Source organism: Gardnerella sp. DNF00257 (genome assembly GCF_049262745.1).
Lineage (GTDB): Bacteria > Actinomycetota > Actinomycetes > Actinomycetales > Bifidobacteriaceae > Bifidobacterium > Bifidobacterium piotii.
On record NZ_CP058403.1, the window covers coordinates 214,379 to 233,101 of the forward strand.

Below are 18,723 nucleotides of genomic sequence, written 5' to 3' on the forward strand. Positions count from 1 at the left end.
CCCTACATCAATGGCGCAAAAAGTCGAAGCGAAGGGGTAAAATCGTTTCTTTGTACACGGTGTGTCATATAGCGGGCATACTCAAGGAACCGAAGAAGGCGCCCGCAAACCCAAAATCGTTGATTTTAAGCGCGTTTGCTGCGATTTTCTAAAGCTCCCAAGGATTAATAAAACTAGCTAGCGATAAAGGAACGTCCATTGGCTGCTGAACAAGCTACGACGAACACCACCAAAGTCATCGCGCGTGCCGACGAGCACAGCATTAAGTTGCACAAAGCGTCGGATCGTGTGAATTTCGGCTCCATTTGTGAGCCAATCGATGTGCCATACCTCCTCGGTGTGCAAACCGACAGCTTTGACTGGCTGATCGGCTCCGAGCGTTGGAAGAAGCGCGTCGAAGAAGATGAGGCAAATGGCACTCACACTGTGCCACACGTCTCTGGTCTAGAAGAAGTGTTCCAAGAGATTTCTCCAATCGAGAATTTTGCTGAGACAATGAGCCTCACATTCTCGGATCCATATTTTGAAGAGCCACGTCACACTGTGCTTGAGTGCAAAGAGAAGGATTACACATATTCCGCTCCTTTGTACGTAAATGCAGAGTTTGAAAACGGCGAAACTGGCGAGATTAAGAGCCAGACTGTTTTTATGGGTGATTTCCCATTACAAACCCCACACGGAACATTCATTATTGGCGGCACTGAGCGCGTAATTGTGTCTCAGCTTGTGCGTTCCCCAGGCGTGTACTTCGATCGCACGCAAGATCGCACTTCCGATAAAGACGTTTTTGGTGCAAAAATCATTCCAAGTCGCGGAGCGTGGCTTGAGTTCGAGATTGATAAGCGCGATGTTCTTGGCGTGCGCGTAGATCGCAAGCGCAAGCAGTCTGCAATCGTATTCTTAATGGCAATCGGCATGACTAAGCCAGAAATTGCCGAAGCGTTCCAGGGATATCCTCTTGTTCTCGACGCTCTAGAAAAAGAGCCAATCGATACTCAAGACGATGCTCTTACAGACTTGTACAGAAAGATTCGTCCAGCAGATACTGCAACTGCCGACGCGGGTCGCAATTTGCTCGAATCCTTCTACTTCAACACAAAGCGCTACGATTTGGCGCGCGTTGGTCGCTACAAGATTAATCGCAAGCTTGGTTTGGAAGCGGATTACAACGATCGCAGCTTGAATCGCGAAGACATTATTGCCACAATCAAGTATTTGGTTACTTTGCATGCTGGCGAAAAGACCTTCCCAGGCAAGCGCGATGGCGAAGATGTGCAGTTGCGTGTAGACGTAGACGATATTGATCACTTTGGAAACCGCCGAATCCGCCAGGTTGGCGAGCTTGTACAGAATCAGATTCGTACTGGCTTAAGCCGTATGGAGCGCGTTGTGCGCGAACGCATGACAACGCAAGACGCTGAGGCGATTACACCACAGTCATTGATTAATATTCGACCAGTTAACGCTACGATTAAGGAGTTCTTCGGAACTTCCCAGCTTAGCCAGTTTATGGATCAAAACAATCCTTTGGCAGGCGTTACAAACAAGCGTCGTCTTTCGGCTCTTGGTCCTGGTGGTCTTTCTAGAGACCGCGCATCTATGGAAGTTCGAGACGTGCACCCATCCCACTTTGGTCGTATGTGCCCAATCGAATCCCCAGAAGGTCCAAACATCGGTCTTATCGGTTCGCTTGCAACCTTTGGTCGCATTAACCCATTCGGCTTTATTGAAACGCCTTATCGTAAGGTTGTTAACGGTCATGTGACTAACGAAGTCGAATATATGACTGCAGATCGCGAAGCCGAGCACGTTATTGCTCAGGCAAACCAGGAACTCGACGAAAATGGCAACTTTGTTGGCACGCAGGCACTTGCTCGCGTGGACGAAGAAGAAGCAGTCGATGTGCCTGTAAGCACTGTTGACTACATGGATGTTTCCCCACGTCAGATGGTTTCCCTCGGCGCAAGCTTGATTCCATTCTTGGAGCACGATGAAGGTCACCGTGCTTTGATGGGTACCAACATGCAGCGCCAGGCCGTGCCTCTTATTAAGTCGGAGCGTCCACTTGTTGGTACGGGTTCTGAATGGCGTGCTGCAGTTGATTCTGGAGACGTGATTCTTTCCGAAAAGCCAGGCGTTGTAACCTACGTTTCTGCGGATATTATTCGCGTTATGAACGATGATGGAACTCAATCTAGCTACAAGCTTTCTAAGTTCCAGCGTTCCAACCAGACTACTTGCTACAACCAGGTGCCGCTTATTAAAGATGGTGAGCGCGTGGAAGCAGGAACTGTTTTGGCTGATGGCCCTGCAACCGACAAGGGTGAGCTTGCACTCGGCAAGAATTTGCTCGTTGCGTTTATGCCTTGGAACGGCTACAACTACGAGGACGCTGTGATTATTTCTCAGCGACTCGTACAAGACGATACGCTTTCTTCGATTCACATTGAAGAGTACGAGATTGATGCTCGCGAAACCAAGCTTGGTGCCGAAGAGATTACTCGCGATCTTCCAAACGTTGGCGAAGACGCTATTGCAAACCTCGACGAGCGCGGTATTATTCGCATTGGTGCCGAGGTAGAAGCTGGCGACATTTTGGTTGGTAAGGTAACACCTAAGGGCGAGACCGAGCTTACTCCAGAAGAGCGCTTGCTTCGCGCAATCTTTGGCGAAAAGAGCCGCGAAGTTCGAGACACTTCTTTGCGCGTGCCACACGGCGAAACTGGTACTGTGATTGCTGTTAAGGAAATCACTCGTGAAGACGCTGAAGACGATGGCGATGAGCTTCCAAATGGCGTAAACCAGATGATTCGCGTGTACATTGCTCAGCATCGTAAGATTACGCAGGGCGATAAGCTTTCTGGTCGTCACGGCAACAAGGGTGTTATTTCCCGCATTCTGCCAGAAGAAGATATGCCATTCTTGGAGGATGGTACTCCAGTAGACATTATGCTTAACCCGCTGGGCGTGCCTTCTCGAATGAACTTGGGCCAGGTGCTCGAGCTTCACTTGGGTTGGATTGCTCACGCAGGCTGGGATATTAACTTGGATCCAGACCTTGAGGCCGCTTGGAAGAAGTACGTGCCAGAAGGCGCCGAGCACGGCAATCCATGCACTCCTGTTGCAACTCCAGTGTTCGACGGCGTGCGCCCAGAGACCTTGAAGGGTCTTTTGAGCACTACGCTTGCAGACCGCGACGGCAATAAGCTTGTTGGCTCCGACGGTAAGGCAACACTGTTTGACGGCCGCACTGGTGAACCATTCCCTAAGCCAATTTCTGTTGGTTACATGTACATCTTGAAGCTGCATCACTTGGTTGATGATAAGATTCACGCTCGTTCCACTGGTCCTTACTCTATGATTACCCAGCAGCCGTTGGGTGGTAAGGCTCAGTTCGGCGGCCAGCGCTTTGGTGAGATGGAAGTGTGGGCGCTTGAGGCTTATGGCGCTGCGTACACATTGCACGAAATGATGACCACAAAGTCTGATGACGTTGACGGTCGCGTGCGCGTGTATGGCGCTATTGTTAAGGGCGATAATCTTCCACCTGCTGGTATTCCTGAGTCCTTTAAGGTGTTGCTCAAGGAAATGCAGTCGCTCTCCTTGAATGTTGAGGTGCTTAACTCCGAAGGAGTGGCAATCGACATGAAGGATGAAGATGATGATCCGGTGTCGTCTTCTGAAAATTTGGGCTTTAATATTGGTGCACGACCAGATTCGTCTGCCAAAGAAGACCAAGTTATTCAAGAACCTGAATACCAGTGATACAAGTGTTACAAGTGTTTTAATCACTAATCACTAATCACTAATCACTTTAAGAAACTTAGAAAAACAATTTCATGAGACAGGACGATAATAGTGCTGGACGTCAACGCATTTGACAAACTGAGGATTGGACTGGCCACTGCCGAAGACATCCGTAGCTGGAGCCACGGCGAAGTTAAGAAGCCAGAAACCATTAATTACCGTACCCTTAAGCCAGAGAAGGATGGTCTGTTCGGTGAGCAGATTTTTGGTCCTACTCGCGATTGGGAGTGTGCGTGCGGCAAGTATAAGCGCGTACGCTTTAAGGGAATCGTGTGCGAGCGATGCGGCGTGGAAGTTACACGCAGCCGCGTTCGCCGTGAACGCATGGGTCATATTGAGCTTGCGGCTCCTGTAACACACATTTGGTTCTTCAAGGGTGTGCCAAGCCGCTTGGGATATTTGCTCGACATTGCTCCAAAAGACTTGGAAAAGGTCATCTACTTTGCAGCCTACATGGTTACTAAGGTGGACGAAGAGCAGCGTCACCAGGATCTTCCAGACTTGCAAGACGAGTTTGATACTGAGATTGGCAATCTTCGCAAGCGCCGCGACAACGAGATTGATGCGCGTGCAAAGAAAGCAGAAGAAGATCTTCACGAGCTAGAAGAATCGGGCGAGGCAAAAGGTAGCGCAAAGTCTAAGTTGCGTGCTGGAGCTGAGCGCGAAATGTCTGCTATCCGTACTCGCTACGACGAGCAAATTCAGCGTTTGAACGCAGTTTTCGATCGCTTTAAGGGCTTGCGTGCAGGAGATATGGAAGGCGATGTTGATCTTTGGCGAGAGATGGAAGACCGCTATGGCGATTACTTTGAAGGATGCATGGGCGCGGAAGCAATCAAGAAGCGCTTGCAAGACTTCGATCTTAAGTCTGCTGCTGTAGAACTTCGCGAAGAAATCGACAATGGTACTGGTCAGCGCAAGGCGCGCGCTTTGAAGCGACTTAAGGTTGTGAACGCGTTCTTGACTACTGGAAACAAGCCAGAAGCAATGGTTTTGGACGTTATTCCAGTAATTCCACCAGACTTGCGACCAATGGTTCAGCTTGATGGTGGCCGCTTTGCAACATCTGATTTGAACGATTTGTACCGTCGTGTAATCAACCGTAACAACCGTTTGAAGAGGTTGATTGAGCTTGGCGCGCCTGAAATCATGCTTAATAACGAAAAGCGCATGCTTCAGGAAGCTGTTGATTCACTCTTCGACAACGGTCGTCGTGGCCGCCCAGTAACTGGTGCATCTAACAGACCATTAAAGTCGCTTTCCGATATGCTTAAAGGTAAGCAGGGTCGATTCCGCCAGAACTTGCTCGGTAAGCGAGTTGATTACTCTGGTCGTTCCGTAATCGTTGTTGGTCCAAGCCTTCGCATGCATCAATGCGGTTTGCCTAAGCCAATGGCGTTGGAGCTGTTTAAGCCATTTGTTATTAAGCGTTTGGTAGATCAGGGCTTTGCTCAGAATATGAAGAGCGCAAAGCGCCTTGTGGATCGCGGAGATTCCGAGGTTTGGGGCGTGCTCGAGGAAGTTATTTCCGAGCATCCTGTTCTTCTTAACCGCGCACCTACGCTTCACCGCTTGGGTATTCAAGCATTTGAGCCAATCTTGGTTGAAGGTAAGGCAATCCACTTGCCGCCACTTGCGTGTGCAGCATTCAACGCCGACTTCGATGGTGACCAGATGGCAGTGCATTTGCCACTTTCCGCCGAAGCTCAAGCAGAAGCTCGCAGCTTGATGATGGCATCCGACAACATCTTAAAGCCAGCAGATGGTCACACTGTTACAATGCCATCTCAGGATATGATTTTGGGCTTGTACTACTTGTCTACCGTAATCGACGGTGCAAAGGGTCAAGGCCGAATCTTCTCTTCGCTTGCAGAGGCGCAAATGGCGCTCGACAAGCACGAGATTGACATGCAAGCTAAGGTGTTAATTCGCGTTCCTGCAGACTTTGTTTTGCCAAAGGATTGGCAGCCTTCTGAGCTTAAGGTTGTAGACCCAGAGCCAGGCAGCCCAGATGTTGTGCGTGAAGAGCGCTTTAAGGATGGAACTGTTCTGTTTGCAACGTCTTGCGGTCGCGTGCTGTTTAATAGCACTCTTCCAGAGGATTATCCGTTTGTAAACCAGCAGGTTCCAAAGGGTGTTCTTTCTAAGATTGTTGACGACATTGCTACGCGCTATTCCACCGCTCAGGTTGCCGCAAGCCTCGATGCTTTGAAGGATCTTGGCTTTACGCGCGCACCTTGGTCGGGCGTTACAATGGCATTCTCCGACATTGTGCTTCCTCCAAATCGCGAGCAAATTGCGCAAGATTACGAGGATCAGGCTGCAAAGATCAACTCCCAGTACGATATGGGTCTTCTTACAGACGAAGAGCGTCGTCAAGAGTTGATTAACTTGTGGACAGAGTGCACCGATAAGGTTGCAGACGCAATGCGCGAGAACTTCCACGACGACAACAACGTGAACATTATGGTTCAGTCTGGCGCACGTGGTAACTGGATGCAGATTCGTCAGATTGCTGGTATGCGAGGCTTGGTGGCAAATCCTAAGGGCGAGATTATTCCTCGTCCTGTTAAGTCAAACTACCGCGATGGCCTTTCCGTGTTGGAGTACTTCATCTCGCAGCACGGTGCTCGTAAGGGCTTGGCAGATACCGCACTTCGTACAGCAGAATCTGGTTATTTGACTCGTCGTCTTGTGGACGTTTCTCAGGAAGTTATTGTTCGCGAAGAAGATTGCGGCACAAAGCGTGGTCTTGTTATGAAGATTGCAGACCGCGACGAAAATGGCAATTTGACGCTTGTTAAGGCTGCTGATGGTGGCCCATACTCGCGCTTGCTCGCTGCAGACGTGCTCGATCCAGCAGACAGTACAACAGTTTTGGCAAAGTGTGGAGACGCGCTTTCTATGGACGTTTTGCGCAGCTTGGTTGCTCACGGCGTTGAAGAGGTTAAGGCTCGCTCTGTGCTTACTTGCGAATCTAAGCGTGGCGTTTGCGCAAAGTGCTACGGCTGGTCTTTGGCTACAAGCCGACTCGTGGATGTTGGCGAGGCTGTTGGTATTGTTGCAGCACAGTCCATTGGTGAGCCTGGTACGCAGCTTACGCTTCGTTCCTTCCACTCTGGTGGCGTTGCTTCTGCAAGCGATATTACGCAGGGTCTTCCTCGTGTTACCGAGCTTTTTGAGGCTCGTACTCCTAAGGGCGAGGCTCCAATCGCAGAGTTCCCAGGCGTTGTGAAGGTAGAAGATACGGATCACGGCCGTCAGGTCACTTTGACTCCAGACGATACAACCGTTGAGCCAATCGTTTACCCAGTAACTCGCCGTGCTCCAATGCTTGTTAAGGATGGCGACCACGTTGAGGTTGGCACGCAGCTTATTGAGGGTTCTGTGGATCCTAAGAAGATTTTGCGAATCCTTGGCCCGCGCGCAGCTCAGGTGAATATTGTGGAAGAAGTTCACAACGTTTACCGTTCTCAGGGCGTTGATATTCACGATAAGCACATTGAGGTTATTGTTCACCAGATGCTTCGCCGTATTACGGTGATTGATTCTGGAGACACTGAGCTTCTTCCAGGTGAGCTTGTGGATCAGGCAAAGTTCCGCGAGGCAAATCTTGCTGCCGTTAAGAATGGCGGTAAGCCTGCTGCTGGTCGACCAGAGCTTATGGGTATTACCAAGGCTTCTTTGGCTACGGATTCTTGGCTTTCTGCCGCATCCTTCCAGGAGACTACACGCGTGCTTACTGAGGCTGCTTTGAGCCAGAAGGAAGATGATCTTAAGGGTCTAAAGGAGAACGTGATTATTGGTAAGCTCATTCCAGCTGGTACTGGTTTGGCGCGCTACCGTAATGCGGATGTGTCTGCGGATCCAGAAGTTCGTGACGCTATGTATCCAAATCTTGCTGTGACTGCTGAAAATAGCACTCCATCAAACTTTGGTGAAAGCGACATGGCAGATGTTGACTTCTCCAACATTGATTTTGGAGACATGAAGCTCGGTGATGATTTTAATCCAGATGATTATCTTGACGATCAAGGTGGTCAGAGTGATTACGATGATGACATTGAGTAATCATGTGATTGCTTAATTGTGTGATTGCTTAATCAAGCAAATCTGCTTCGACTAGCCGTTGCAAGTTGTTTTACGCATCTTGCAGCGGCTTTTTGTTTTTTACATTTTTTGCCGAAAATGTTGCTCTAATTGGCGTGTCGAGCAACAAAATGCGGAAAATCGCGCGCTACGCTTTAAGCGAAAAGGTAGGTCGTGGCGTTGCGGCAGATTGTTTGGCATTATCTACAAAAATCGCCATTGAATTTTGCACGTTTTGCTATTTATAGATCGGAGTCAAGTATAGTAAATCTTATTTATGTAAAACGAAATGTGTTTATGTGAAAAATCGAAGAACATAAATAATCGAAGAACATAAATAAGAATTAAAACTTATTTGAAAGCGAGCTTAAAATGAGCGAAACACTAGTCCTAACGCGCAAAGATTACGTTACAAGAACCATAATTCGAGTTATTGCAATAGTTTCATCCATTTACGGAATGGCAATGTCTTGGGATTCAATGGCGCTAACGTATTTTACGAATCTTTCTAACTTGATGATTTGCGCGGCGCTGCTTGGCTCGCTGATTCTAGACGCGCGAAGTGCGCTTAAGTCTAAAAGCGATGAGCAGGGTGTGCAGGCTGAGCGCACTGGCGGCTGGGTAGATTCAAAGCCAAACGCATGGTACGTTTTTAAATTTATGATGACGATTTCGATTGCCGTCACGTTTACGCTGTATCTGTGCTTTTTGGCTCCTACAAATAAGCTCGGATTTGTTGGCGCGTACATGAACAATGGGTGCTCAAGCTTATGCGTGCATTTTATAACGCCGTTGCTTGCGATTTTTGACTTTATTCTTTTTGACTACAAATACAAGTCCAGCCGTGCGCACGTTTATTTTGCTACGATTCCGCCGCTCACTTACGTTGCGTACGCTGTTGCTCTAAGCGAGTTTGCTGGCGTGCGTTGGGGAGAGCATGCTATGGCAGCGCCGTACAATTTTTTGAACTACAAAGCGCCTGCAGGGTGGTTTGGTTTTGCGCTAAACACGTTTAATTCCACAACTCTTGGAGTTGGTGTTGTTTATTTGCTTGCCATTTTTACGCTGATTTTTATTGGCATTGGAATAGCATTTCTTGCGATTAAAAACGATCGCGCGACGACCTGCCTTCGAGCTTAGAGCGTAGCGCGAGAAGGCAATTCGGAGCGCTGAGCCGCTCAAGGCAGAAGCATTGCTTCTGCGCGGCGAAGACGTGAGCGCGGTTAATCCGCGCGAGCGACCTTCCGCGTTTTGTACCATTTTTGGGTCAAATTTGGTACAAAGTGCGGAATCAAGCGACACGACACGCGCGCGAATCTACTTGCATGGGCGCTTTGACTGAGCTTGAAATTGCATAGCGCATTTCAAGCTCCTTCAAAGCGTGATTTGGCTCAAACGTAAAGTCCAGTGGACTTTACGTGCGAACGACATGACCTGCCTTGTAGTGCGATTGTACTGGATTTTGGTGTTTTTTAATACAAACGCACTACATAAGTAGCACAAGGCAGGTGATCGTTAGCTCAGTCAAAGCGTAAACGCGGGAATAGCTCGCGCCAGTTGATAGAATTGTGTTTATGTGTACGGAAGAATCTGCGCTAACAGACGTTCAGTCGTTGCTAAATGGCACTCTTAAAAACGCGCATGAACGCAACACCAATGTTTTGCTTGTTTTTGGAGCACCAAACGATGGCAAGTCAAGTTTTGCGCTTAGCGCGTTGCTTTTGGGTTTGCGTTTTGATTGGAGCGTGGCATCTGATTCGCCTTGCTCGCTCAATAATCGCGCTGCGCAGCTTTTACTAAAAAACGCTATTCGTGGTGATATAGCTGTTGCTGCTGCTCAAAATCGCTCTACAGCTGCACGAATGTCGGATTATGTGATTCAAAACTTGGGTGTTTCGCATCAATCGCGCCCAGTTGGCACACTTTCCGCGCTTGCGTTTAGTTTGATTTCCGCGCGAAACAAGCTTTTTGGCATGCCTGCACCTAAGTTGCTTAATGGCGCTGAGCAAGATGCTCTTCTTCGTGAAGTTGTGCGCGTACACGTTAATCACGTTTTGCAAGGCGATAGTGGCAAGTGCCGAGTTTGCGCTCTTTTTAGCGAGTATTTTGCTAGCGATTATTCTAAAGATTCTTCTTCTAAAGATTCTTCTAGCGATTCTTCTAAAAATTCTTGGATTTACACAATTTCTAAATTACAAAACGCGCAAAATAGCGAGGACTCGCATGATTCGCATGATTTTAGTGATTCGCTCGATTCTAATTACATCTATAACATCTCGGTAAATAGCGCTTTTATCCACCAACTTCGAGATATGCTCGCGCGCTTAGACGAGATGGGCATTGTAAGCGATCCTGCGGAAAAAAATATGCTGAACAGCTTGGACTCGCATCTTAGTGTTCACTCGGATTTTGTATCGTCTATTATTGTTAGTCGCATTAGAGCTCAATGGAATTTAGCTTTTGCTCTTAGAAGCGAGTATGCTGCAAGCGTGCGCAAAAAGTATCCAAACGCGTTTAGGCTTGATTCTTCTAGGCTTTTGGCAAGTGGCGTTCAAATTTTGAACGATATTTTTAATAATTTACATTGCAATAGTGCTAATAAATCTTCGGCGGCTTGCGATTCTTCACTTGAGTTTTATGCTCTTAAACTCTTCCTTCCGCACATGCTGGTTGTTGACGATTTTCACGATGTAACGCTTGCTGGTTTGGCTTTTCTTGAGTCGCTAGCGCGCTTGGGCGTGAGAATTGTTTTAACGGCAAATCCCGACGAATCCGTGCAATCCTTCCGCGGATCTTACCCAGATTACGTTGTTGAATCAGCGCAAAATGGCGTTATGCAAGCTGCTGTTTCTAAAATTTGCGATTATAAAGTCGAAGGATTTGGCGAAGATTTTGCAAAACAGATATCGCAAGATGTAAAGTGCCAAGAATCGCATAATCTCCCTGATTTTCTAAACCATTCTAATCGCTCAATTGCGCTAAATCTTTTTTCTGCACGTGTTTCGCTTTCGATTGCTTCGCTTATGCCAACGCAAACGCCTATGACCCGCAGGGCTTGGAAAATGGCCAATATTCAAGGTGCTTTTCCTATAGAAAAAATCGAATTAAATTCGCAAAAAACAGAAAATTCTTCGGTTTCTGGCGATTTGTACAGAACTCCTAGCCAAGAGATGGATTGCGTTATTTGGCAAATAAAGCGCGCTCATCTAGACAATAAGATTCCTTGGAAAAACATGGCTTTAATTGCGCACGATAATGCAACAGTTCGCGCGTTTGGCGAGCGTCTTAGAAAAGACGGAGTTCCTGTGCGCTACTCGAGCGTCACGCGCGCGCTTAGAGACGAGCCGTTTATTAAAGCGCTTTTTGCGATTATTGAGTTAGCGCAATTTAGTCAAAAAAGCGTTGACGATTTAGCAAAAAGCGTGCATTCGGGTAATTACACGCTTTATTCGATTGCACATTTTGTTCGCTCTAGAATAAAGACCGTTTTGGAAAGTCCGCTCGTGGATTCTGGTGACTACAATTGTGCGGATTTGGCGGCTGTTGATTCTCTTATGCGTTCGATCTGTTCGCTTAGCGAAGTGATTTCAAGCGCAAACAAAAGCGGCGAAAATTCGCCGTTGAGTAAGCTTATAGAGCAATGGGAAGTGCTTAGCAATCGCATTTTAAGTGCAAACGAGCCATCTACAATTGAAAGAGCAAGCGTTACGGTTGACAATCGCGTTTTTAACGCGCAACCAAACGCAAATAGCACGCAATTTAGTGTTGAGTCGTGCTACATTTTGATTCTTAAGGCGTTTATTGACGGCTGCTCTTCGGTTGCTGGCGATTCTGGCGATTTAGGTGCCTCAGAAAACGAAGGGACTCAAGGCGTAAAATCTACAGAAATCTTTTCTGTTTTGCAAAAAATGCGCCCAAACAGTGTTCATACGCGTGCGTTAATGCGCGTTTTTAATATTGTGCTAAGACTTTCTAAAAACCTAAAAAATAACCTTGAAAAAGTTAAAAACAGCGGAGAAAATCAAGTTAGCTACGTTTTAAGTAAAGCTTGGAATCTTTGCAATTGCGCTAAAAAGTGGCAAATTCAAGCGCTTAGCAACAATGATGAAGGTCGCGCTGCGAACGATAGGCTAGATGCTGCAATGCGGCTTTTTGAGTACGCGGATTCGTTCTCGTATACAGTCTCGCAAAGCCAGCAGATGCCTAATGGCATCTCTGCTGCTCCAACAATCGCGGAGTTTATTGATCAAGTTCGCCAAATGGAAATCGAAGCGGATTCACTTGCAAGCGTGGCTCCTCTTCCAGATGCTGTGACTCTTACAACGCCTTCTGGTTCGGTTGGAAGACTTTGGGATTACGTGTGGATTCCAGCGGTTCAGCAGCGAGTTTGGCCAAATACTGCCGCTAGAAGCACTATGTTTGCTTCGGAAACGCTTGTTGATATTGTGCTAAATAGCAGGATTTTAAGTGGAGAAAGTGGAGAAAGTGGAGAAAGTGGCGATAAATCCGACAGCAGCTATATTAACGATATAACGTACTTTTTTGACGCGTATTCTAAAAATCCTAATGGCATTTGCGTAAGCGATAAGCAAGCGATTTTTACTGGCGAACAGCGAAGCTTGCTAATGGCAATTACGCGCGCTCGCAAGCATATTTGCATAAGTGCAGTTAATAGTGATGATTGCGTTCCTTCGGACTTTTTGTACTACTATTTGCCAGAGATTTATTGGAGAAATCAAGACGGAAGCTGCGATTACACAGATTTTTGTGGCGATTTTGCGGCGGTTGATGCCGATGCAAGAGGTCTTGTTTGCGCGTCTAGAATCACGCTTGCTAAACAGGAGTCTGGCTCTAAGAATAGCGATAGTTTGGCGCAAAATCCTACGATTCAAGATGCGTTAAATGCGTTAAATCTGTTAAAAAACAACGGAGTTGATGCAGCAAATCCAGATAATTGGGATTTTATGCGTAAAAATTACGATTCTGAGATTGGTTCTGCGATTGATTCTGCTGTACAAGAATCGCAAGCAACCGCAAAGTCGCAAGAAGAATCGCAAGAAGAATTGCCGCTAAAGTCGCAAGAAAAATCCTCCACTAATAAAAATCTTGTAACTCTATCTCCTTCAATGGTAGATAAACTTTGGTCTTGCCCAGTTTGTTGCCTTTTGGAGAGTAAATTTGCTGGCCCTGCCGTAGGAAGCACGGCAGCACAATTTGGTACGCTTATTCACGAAACTGCAAGGTGGGCAAGTCAAGATGAGCATTTAGACAACGATTATTTGCGCAAAAACTACCCACAGCTTCAAGCTTTTGTTAGTGGGTTTGTTGGCACTCGTGCGCAGGAATCTGCGGACTTTGATTTTTCGTTTGATTCGTTTAGCGCTTTGCAAAAAAAGGCGATTGATGACGTTGCAAATAAGATGATTGAGCATTATTATTCGATTTGCCCGAGTGATTCTAGTATTTCTAACGTAAAAGATCGCTACCGTTTTATAAAAAACGATTTGAATGTTCGCCGCGCGCTTTACACGATTTCTCAATATTTTGTAGGCTCGCTAAACGGGCAAAATTACCCGATTCTTGTGCAAAAAGACGAAGATGGTGTTGTAACAAAGATTCTGCCTGCACCCGAAAAGTCAAAAACAGCTAAACCGACTATTGCAGACGTTCCTTTGGGTAGTCTTGAGGAAGCTTATTGCGAGTGCCAAATAAACGCCACTTTTGGCTTTGACGATATTCTAAACGCGTACAATCTTGTTGCTAAAACGCAAACAAGCTTGGAAGATCTTTATTCAATAATGGGATTTTTGGTAGGCGGATGGCCTAATGGCGGCTCATGCGATTTGCGCGTTAGAATCCAGGGGCGAATCGACCGCATGGAACTTAGAAAGTTAAACGACAACACGCAACAAATTCGCCTAATCGACTATAAAACAGGAAAAGTTCCTAAAACACAGCAAGTTTTTAATGATTTGCAGCTTATTTGTTATCAACTGGGAATTGTTTTTTGCTCCGAAAACAACAAAGACTATGAGCAATTGCTAAAGCTTAAGCACACAAAAATCGCGCGAAGTGCGCTGTTCCACGTTGTGTATAAGGATTCTCCTGCGCAAGATAATGGTGTTGCGGAGAATATTTGTCAGCCTTCGCTGTTTGACGAAGATGGCTCGCTAAGCGCTAGTGAAATCATAAGTCGTTACAGATATTCTAATAATAATCGACTTTACGATCTTCCAAGTATTGATGAGCAAAATCCTGCGCAAGGCGTAAGTCAAAGTGCGTGGGCGGATTTTGTGAAATTGCCAATGCGCGCAAAATGGTCGCTTATGATGATATCTCGCGTATTTTTTGCCGCTGCTGCTGTTAAGTCAACGAGTTTTGCTGTAGAGCCAAAAGCGGATCATAAAAATTATTGTAGATGTTTAGACGTTTGCCCTGCGTGTGCGGAAAAAGTGGACACTGTTTACGAAGTGATTGAAGGTAAAAATGAGCAATAACAACGTTAGCGCCGTAAAATCCACGCCTAATAGTGGTCCAAGCTTAGAGCAAAAAAACGTTATAGAAGCGCCGATTAATCAAGACGTGCTAATAGTTGCTGGAGCTGGCAGCGGCAAAACGTACACTATGACTCGCCGCGTAATACATTTAATTAAAAGCAAAGTTCCGCCAGAGTCCATATTGGGTTTAACCTTTACAAATAAAGCTGCTGCGGAATTGCTAAGTCGCGTTTCGGCGGAGGTTAGTGCAAGCGGTGCAAATGGCGCAAATGGCGCAAAATCATTCTTAAAGCCAGAAGTTATGACGTACGACGCGTTCTTTCAATCAATCGTAAGAAGATACGGGCTTTTGGTTGGCTTTAATCAAAACACAATGCCATTAAGCGACGCTGGCGCGATGGAAATCATAAAAAGTATAATCGGAAAATATTTAGATAATCCACAAAATAACGCTAAAAATTTAAGTAAGCTATATAATTTTGACACTTTGTGTGCTGATGTTATTAATCTTTGTGCCGAAATATCGTGCTCGATGATTGGAGTAGATAGTATAGGCGAAACGTGCTCAAGCGTGCCTCAAGCTGTTCAAAAAATACGCGAGTGGAATAATGAGTTTGCAAAACACTTAAAAAATGTTATTGGAGATAAAAAGGTAGAATCGCCACTTGCGTCAAAAGCTCCAGCGATTCCAAAATACAAAAAAGTCAAAAAAACGGCTGGAATGAGTGAGCAAGACGTAGCGAAAGTTTCTGCGGAAAAATTTAAGAATGCGTGCAAAAATTACGAAAAATATTGGGATGATTCGTGCTTGCAATTTTGCATAAATCTATACAACGCTTGCCTAAAACGAGACATTTTGCTAGACCTTGTTTTGCAATTTGACGCCGAAAAAAAGCGCGTAAACATGGCGCAATTTAGCGATTTTACGATTGCAGCTTATTATTTGGTTACGCATTTTCCTTCGATTTGCGCGCAATACAGGAATCAATATTCGCAAGTTCTTTTAGACGAGTATCAAGATACTTCTACAACGCAAGCAATGCTTATAAATACGCTGTTTTATGGCGGTTTTGATGCTGTAGAGGGGGGTCGCACGCATGTTATGGCAGTAGGCGACCCATTCCAAGCAATCTACTCGTTTAGAGGTGCTTCGACTGGAGCTTTTTGTAAGTTTGAACAAGACTTTAACATAAGCGCGCAAAACAAGTATTCGCTAACTGTTACGCGCAGAAATTCGCTGTTTATACTAAAAGTTGCAAACGCGCTAACCGAGCCGATGCGCGCGGAAAATGGCGATAATTCAACGCAAAACGCAAGTCGTAGATTTAGCAGCATTGACGATCGCGAAGTGCAAGTGGAAACTTTAAAGCCAAAAGATGATGCGCCAAATGGAACTGTTTGCGCGTTGTTTATGCCAAATCAAAGCGAAGAAATTGATGCAGTTGTGCGATTTGCTAAAAAAATCGTTGAAAAATATGGCGAAAATCCGCTCGAACCGCAACTTGCGATTCTTTTTAGAAGTAAAGCAAAAATGCCACAATATGCTCAAAAGCTGGAGGATGCTGGTATTCGCACGAGCATAGTTGGCTACTCTTCGATTATTGAAAAGCCTGCTGTTAAAGATGTTTTGAGTTTGTTAAGAGTGATTCAAGACCACAGCGACTCCAATTCGCTTATGCGTCTTCTTGCCACTCCTCGTTTTGCGCTATCTACCGCGGATTTGGGTGTATTGGCATCAATCGCAAATAGTGCGAATACGGAATATCTTTACAACGTGTACGCAGCGGCTGGTCTTGTTGAGGAGGGATTGCCTAGAAGTCAGTGGGATTGTGCTGTTCGAAATCTTAGGAATAAGGCAAATAGTGGGGAAATATCGGCGCAAGTCATAAATATTTATGGCGGAGTGTATTTGGCTGATTTGATTATGCGCGATTTTGGGGATTTTGGGGCTAGTGACGCGAGTGGCGATTCTGGCGATTCTGGCGATTCTGGTAAGTCTGCGGCTGCTGGCGATTATTGGGTTAGCCAAATGCGAGAAAAGCTGAGCGCGCATGCATTTGCTGCCGTAAGCCGACTTAGTAAAATCCTAAATAAAGTTGATCGCGTGCAAAGAAATTCGCTAACAAGCGTTATGCAATCAGCTGTTGAAGCGCTTAACGTAGATATTGATAGCGCTGTTGGAGCGGCCTTAAAATACAAGGATTTTAGCAATCAAACAATGCTTAACGACATGCACAATGTGCTAGATTCGCTAAACGCGATTGTAGAAACGTATGTGCAAGAGATGGGCGAGTGGCAAGATGTTAGTTTGCGCGGACTAATCAATTGGATTGACTCAGCAAAAACGCTTGATTTGCAAGCTTCTGGAACAGAGCAAAATAGCGCGCAAGTTGTTTTAATGACAGTTCACCAATCAAAAGGTTTGCAATGGCCAGCAGTTGCTGTAGTTGGGCTAAACGAGGGCGCTTTCCCAAGCAATCAAGGCGATTCGCTAAAAGTTGATGATAATGGGCAAGCCAGCGCTCGCATACCGATTGAGTTTGCTGCAAGCGTGCCTTCTGCTTTGCGCGTGGATGCCAATATTTTGCCGCATTTTCCGCATACAGTAACGCGTGCCGAGGCAATGCATCCACAAAAATCCATGCAAAGTTTAGATAGTGTGCAAAAGATTTTTGACGAGATTAAGCCAGATAGAATCAAAGCTTTGTGTGATTTTGCGCAGGCTGTTGAAGAGGTGGATTCTTGCGATTCTTCGGATTCTGGTTCTTCGGATTCTGGCGATTTTTTGAGCGAAGAAACTCGCCGTGTGTATAATGCGTATAAATCCCAGCAAAGCGTTGATTTTATGCCATTTACGCAAAGTGAGGAGCGCGGAATCCAGCTTCACATGGACGAGCGCCACCTTATGTACGTTGCTCTTACGCGCGCAAAGTTTGCAGCGCTTTTAACTGGTTCAGCAAATTCGGGAGATTCGGAAGAAAATGGGCGAAAGCGCGCCGCTTCGGTGTTTCTTAAGGAGTCGATGGAAGCTATAAAGTCGCTTAATGGTGTGATTGAGGTTAAAAGATGCGAGGCGGAAAATTATGGCGATTCTGTGGATTCTGTGGATTCTAGTAATTCTGATGATTCCAGTGAAGACGTTTCCAGTGAAGACGTTTTTGGCTTTATTGCAGGCGATTTTGCGCATGAGTTTGCTAAAGATTTTGGAAAAATTAAAGTTCAAAGCGATTCGCGTGCTAAAGAAAGCGTGCTTGAATGGCCTTGTGCTTTGAGTGAAGATGTAGAAAATGCGCTTCAAGAATCTGCAAAGCTTGTTAAGAGTGAAGATTTTGATGGCGATTTTGATGGCAAATCTTCCTTAATATCTTCTCAAAAATCCCTTTATTCGCGCGCAAAAGCGTTTGTTCAAGATGCCGATTTAACTGCGCAAAATGCTGGCGATTATTCACTAGAAGACTTGGCAAAAAAGGTGGAAAAGATTTCCAACGGATCTAGGCTTAACGTAACGTCTTTGCAAAAAATAAGCAAGGTTGCGCCTGATGCAAATGCAAACGCTAGCGCGCGCGCAAACGATAGAGTTTACAACAATCTATTGGCTTGCATTCGACCAATTCCTTCCGTTTCGTCAATGGATGCAAATCTTGGAACCAAGTTCCACGCTTGGGCGCAACAATTTGTAGACTCTGCAGTGCCTTCTAGCGCATGCGAGTGTGCTAAGTGGCAGTCAGTTGTAAAAAGCGGAACTTTGTTAGATGATCAATTTGTTCCTCAAGATCGCAAAGATTTGCTTTACGAGTTTAATCAAAATCGCAAGAATGCGGACTTTGCTAATGATTTGGCCAAATCTCAAGACGCTCAACTAGACGAATGGAAGCAACGGCTTATAGAATCGCGTTGGGCAAAACGAGTGCCGCTTGCCGCAGAAATGCCGATTTTAATGCAAATCGATAATGCGGAATTTGCAAATAGAATCATCAATGGCACTTTGGACGCTGTTTTTGCAGGGGGATTAGACGCTGACGACGAATCAAAACTCTACACAATCGTTGATTGGAAGACGGGTAAGCGGCCAAAAAGCGCGGAAGATATTCGCCTAAAACTTGAGCAGCTTGACTGGTATAGGCTACTGCTTGCGCGCGCAACAAACGTTGATTTAAGCTGCATTGACGCCACTCTTTACTACGTTAGCGAGGCGCGTGCGGAAAATCGCGAGATTCACGCGTTGTGCAAAACTCGTGACGAGATTTTGAGCGAGGCGTCTTTTTAGAATCAACGTATTTGGTAATCTAAAAGTAGAGCATAAGCCGATTTAAGTTAGTAAAAGTAAAGT

The 18,723-nt window shown here is 45.9% G+C and carries 5 protein-coding genes; all 5 read left to right on the forward strand.

Annotation, left to right across the window (positions count from 1 at the left end):
* Positions 1–198: 198 nt before the first annotated feature.
* The 5 genes from rpoB (at position 199) to HXT23_RS00760 (ending at position 18,660) form a co-directional block, all read left to right on the forward strand.
* The gene (rpoB, locus tag HXT23_RS00740) at positions 199–3,765 is read left to right on the forward strand and encodes a DNA-directed RNA polymerase subunit beta (protein ID WP_422112913.1); all 3,567 of its coding nucleotides are present in this window, start codon (positions 199–201) and stop codon (positions 3,763–3,765) included.
* 93 nt (positions 3,766–3,858) lie between these two features.
* Positions 3,859–7,878, forward strand: coding sequence for a DNA-directed RNA polymerase subunit beta' (locus HXT23_RS00745; protein WP_248899346.1), 4,020 nt, complete (start codon positions 3,859–3,861; stop codon positions 7,876–7,878).
* A 390-nt stretch (positions 7,879–8,268) separates the two neighbouring features.
* Positions 8,269–9,036: a hypothetical protein gene (locus tag HXT23_RS00750; RefSeq protein WP_102704916.1), complete on the forward strand. Its 768-nt coding sequence runs from the start codon at positions 8,269–8,271 to the stop codon at positions 9,034–9,036.
* 434 nt (positions 9,037–9,470) lie between these two features.
* Complete coding sequence (locus HXT23_RS00755) at positions 9,471–14,393, forward strand: PD-(D/E)XK nuclease family protein (RefSeq protein ID WP_422112914.1); 4,923 nt, start codon at positions 9,471–9,473, stop codon at positions 14,391–14,393.
* A complete protein-coding gene (locus tag HXT23_RS00760) occupies positions 14,383–18,660 on the forward strand; it encodes an ATP-dependent DNA helicase (RefSeq protein WP_119529381.1) in 4,278 nt (1,425 codons plus the stop codon). The genes HXT23_RS00755 and HXT23_RS00760 overlap by 11 nt, the downstream gene beginning before the upstream one ends.
* Positions 18,661–18,723 lie beyond the last annotated feature (63 nt).

Excerpts from the sequence above, each read along its gene's own strand:
- HXT23_RS00750 (WP_102704916.1), top strand. The coding sequence starts at position 8,269 with ATGAGCGAAACACTAGTCCTAACGCGCAAAGATTACGTTACAAGAACC.
- HXT23_RS00755 (WP_422112914.1), top strand. The coding sequence starts at position 9,471 with ATGTGTACGGAAGAATCTGCGCTAACAGACGTTCAGTCGTTGCTAAAT.
- HXT23_RS00760 (WP_119529381.1), top strand. The coding sequence starts at position 14,383 with ATGAGCAATAACAACGTTAGCGCCGTAAAATCCACGCCTAATAGTGGT.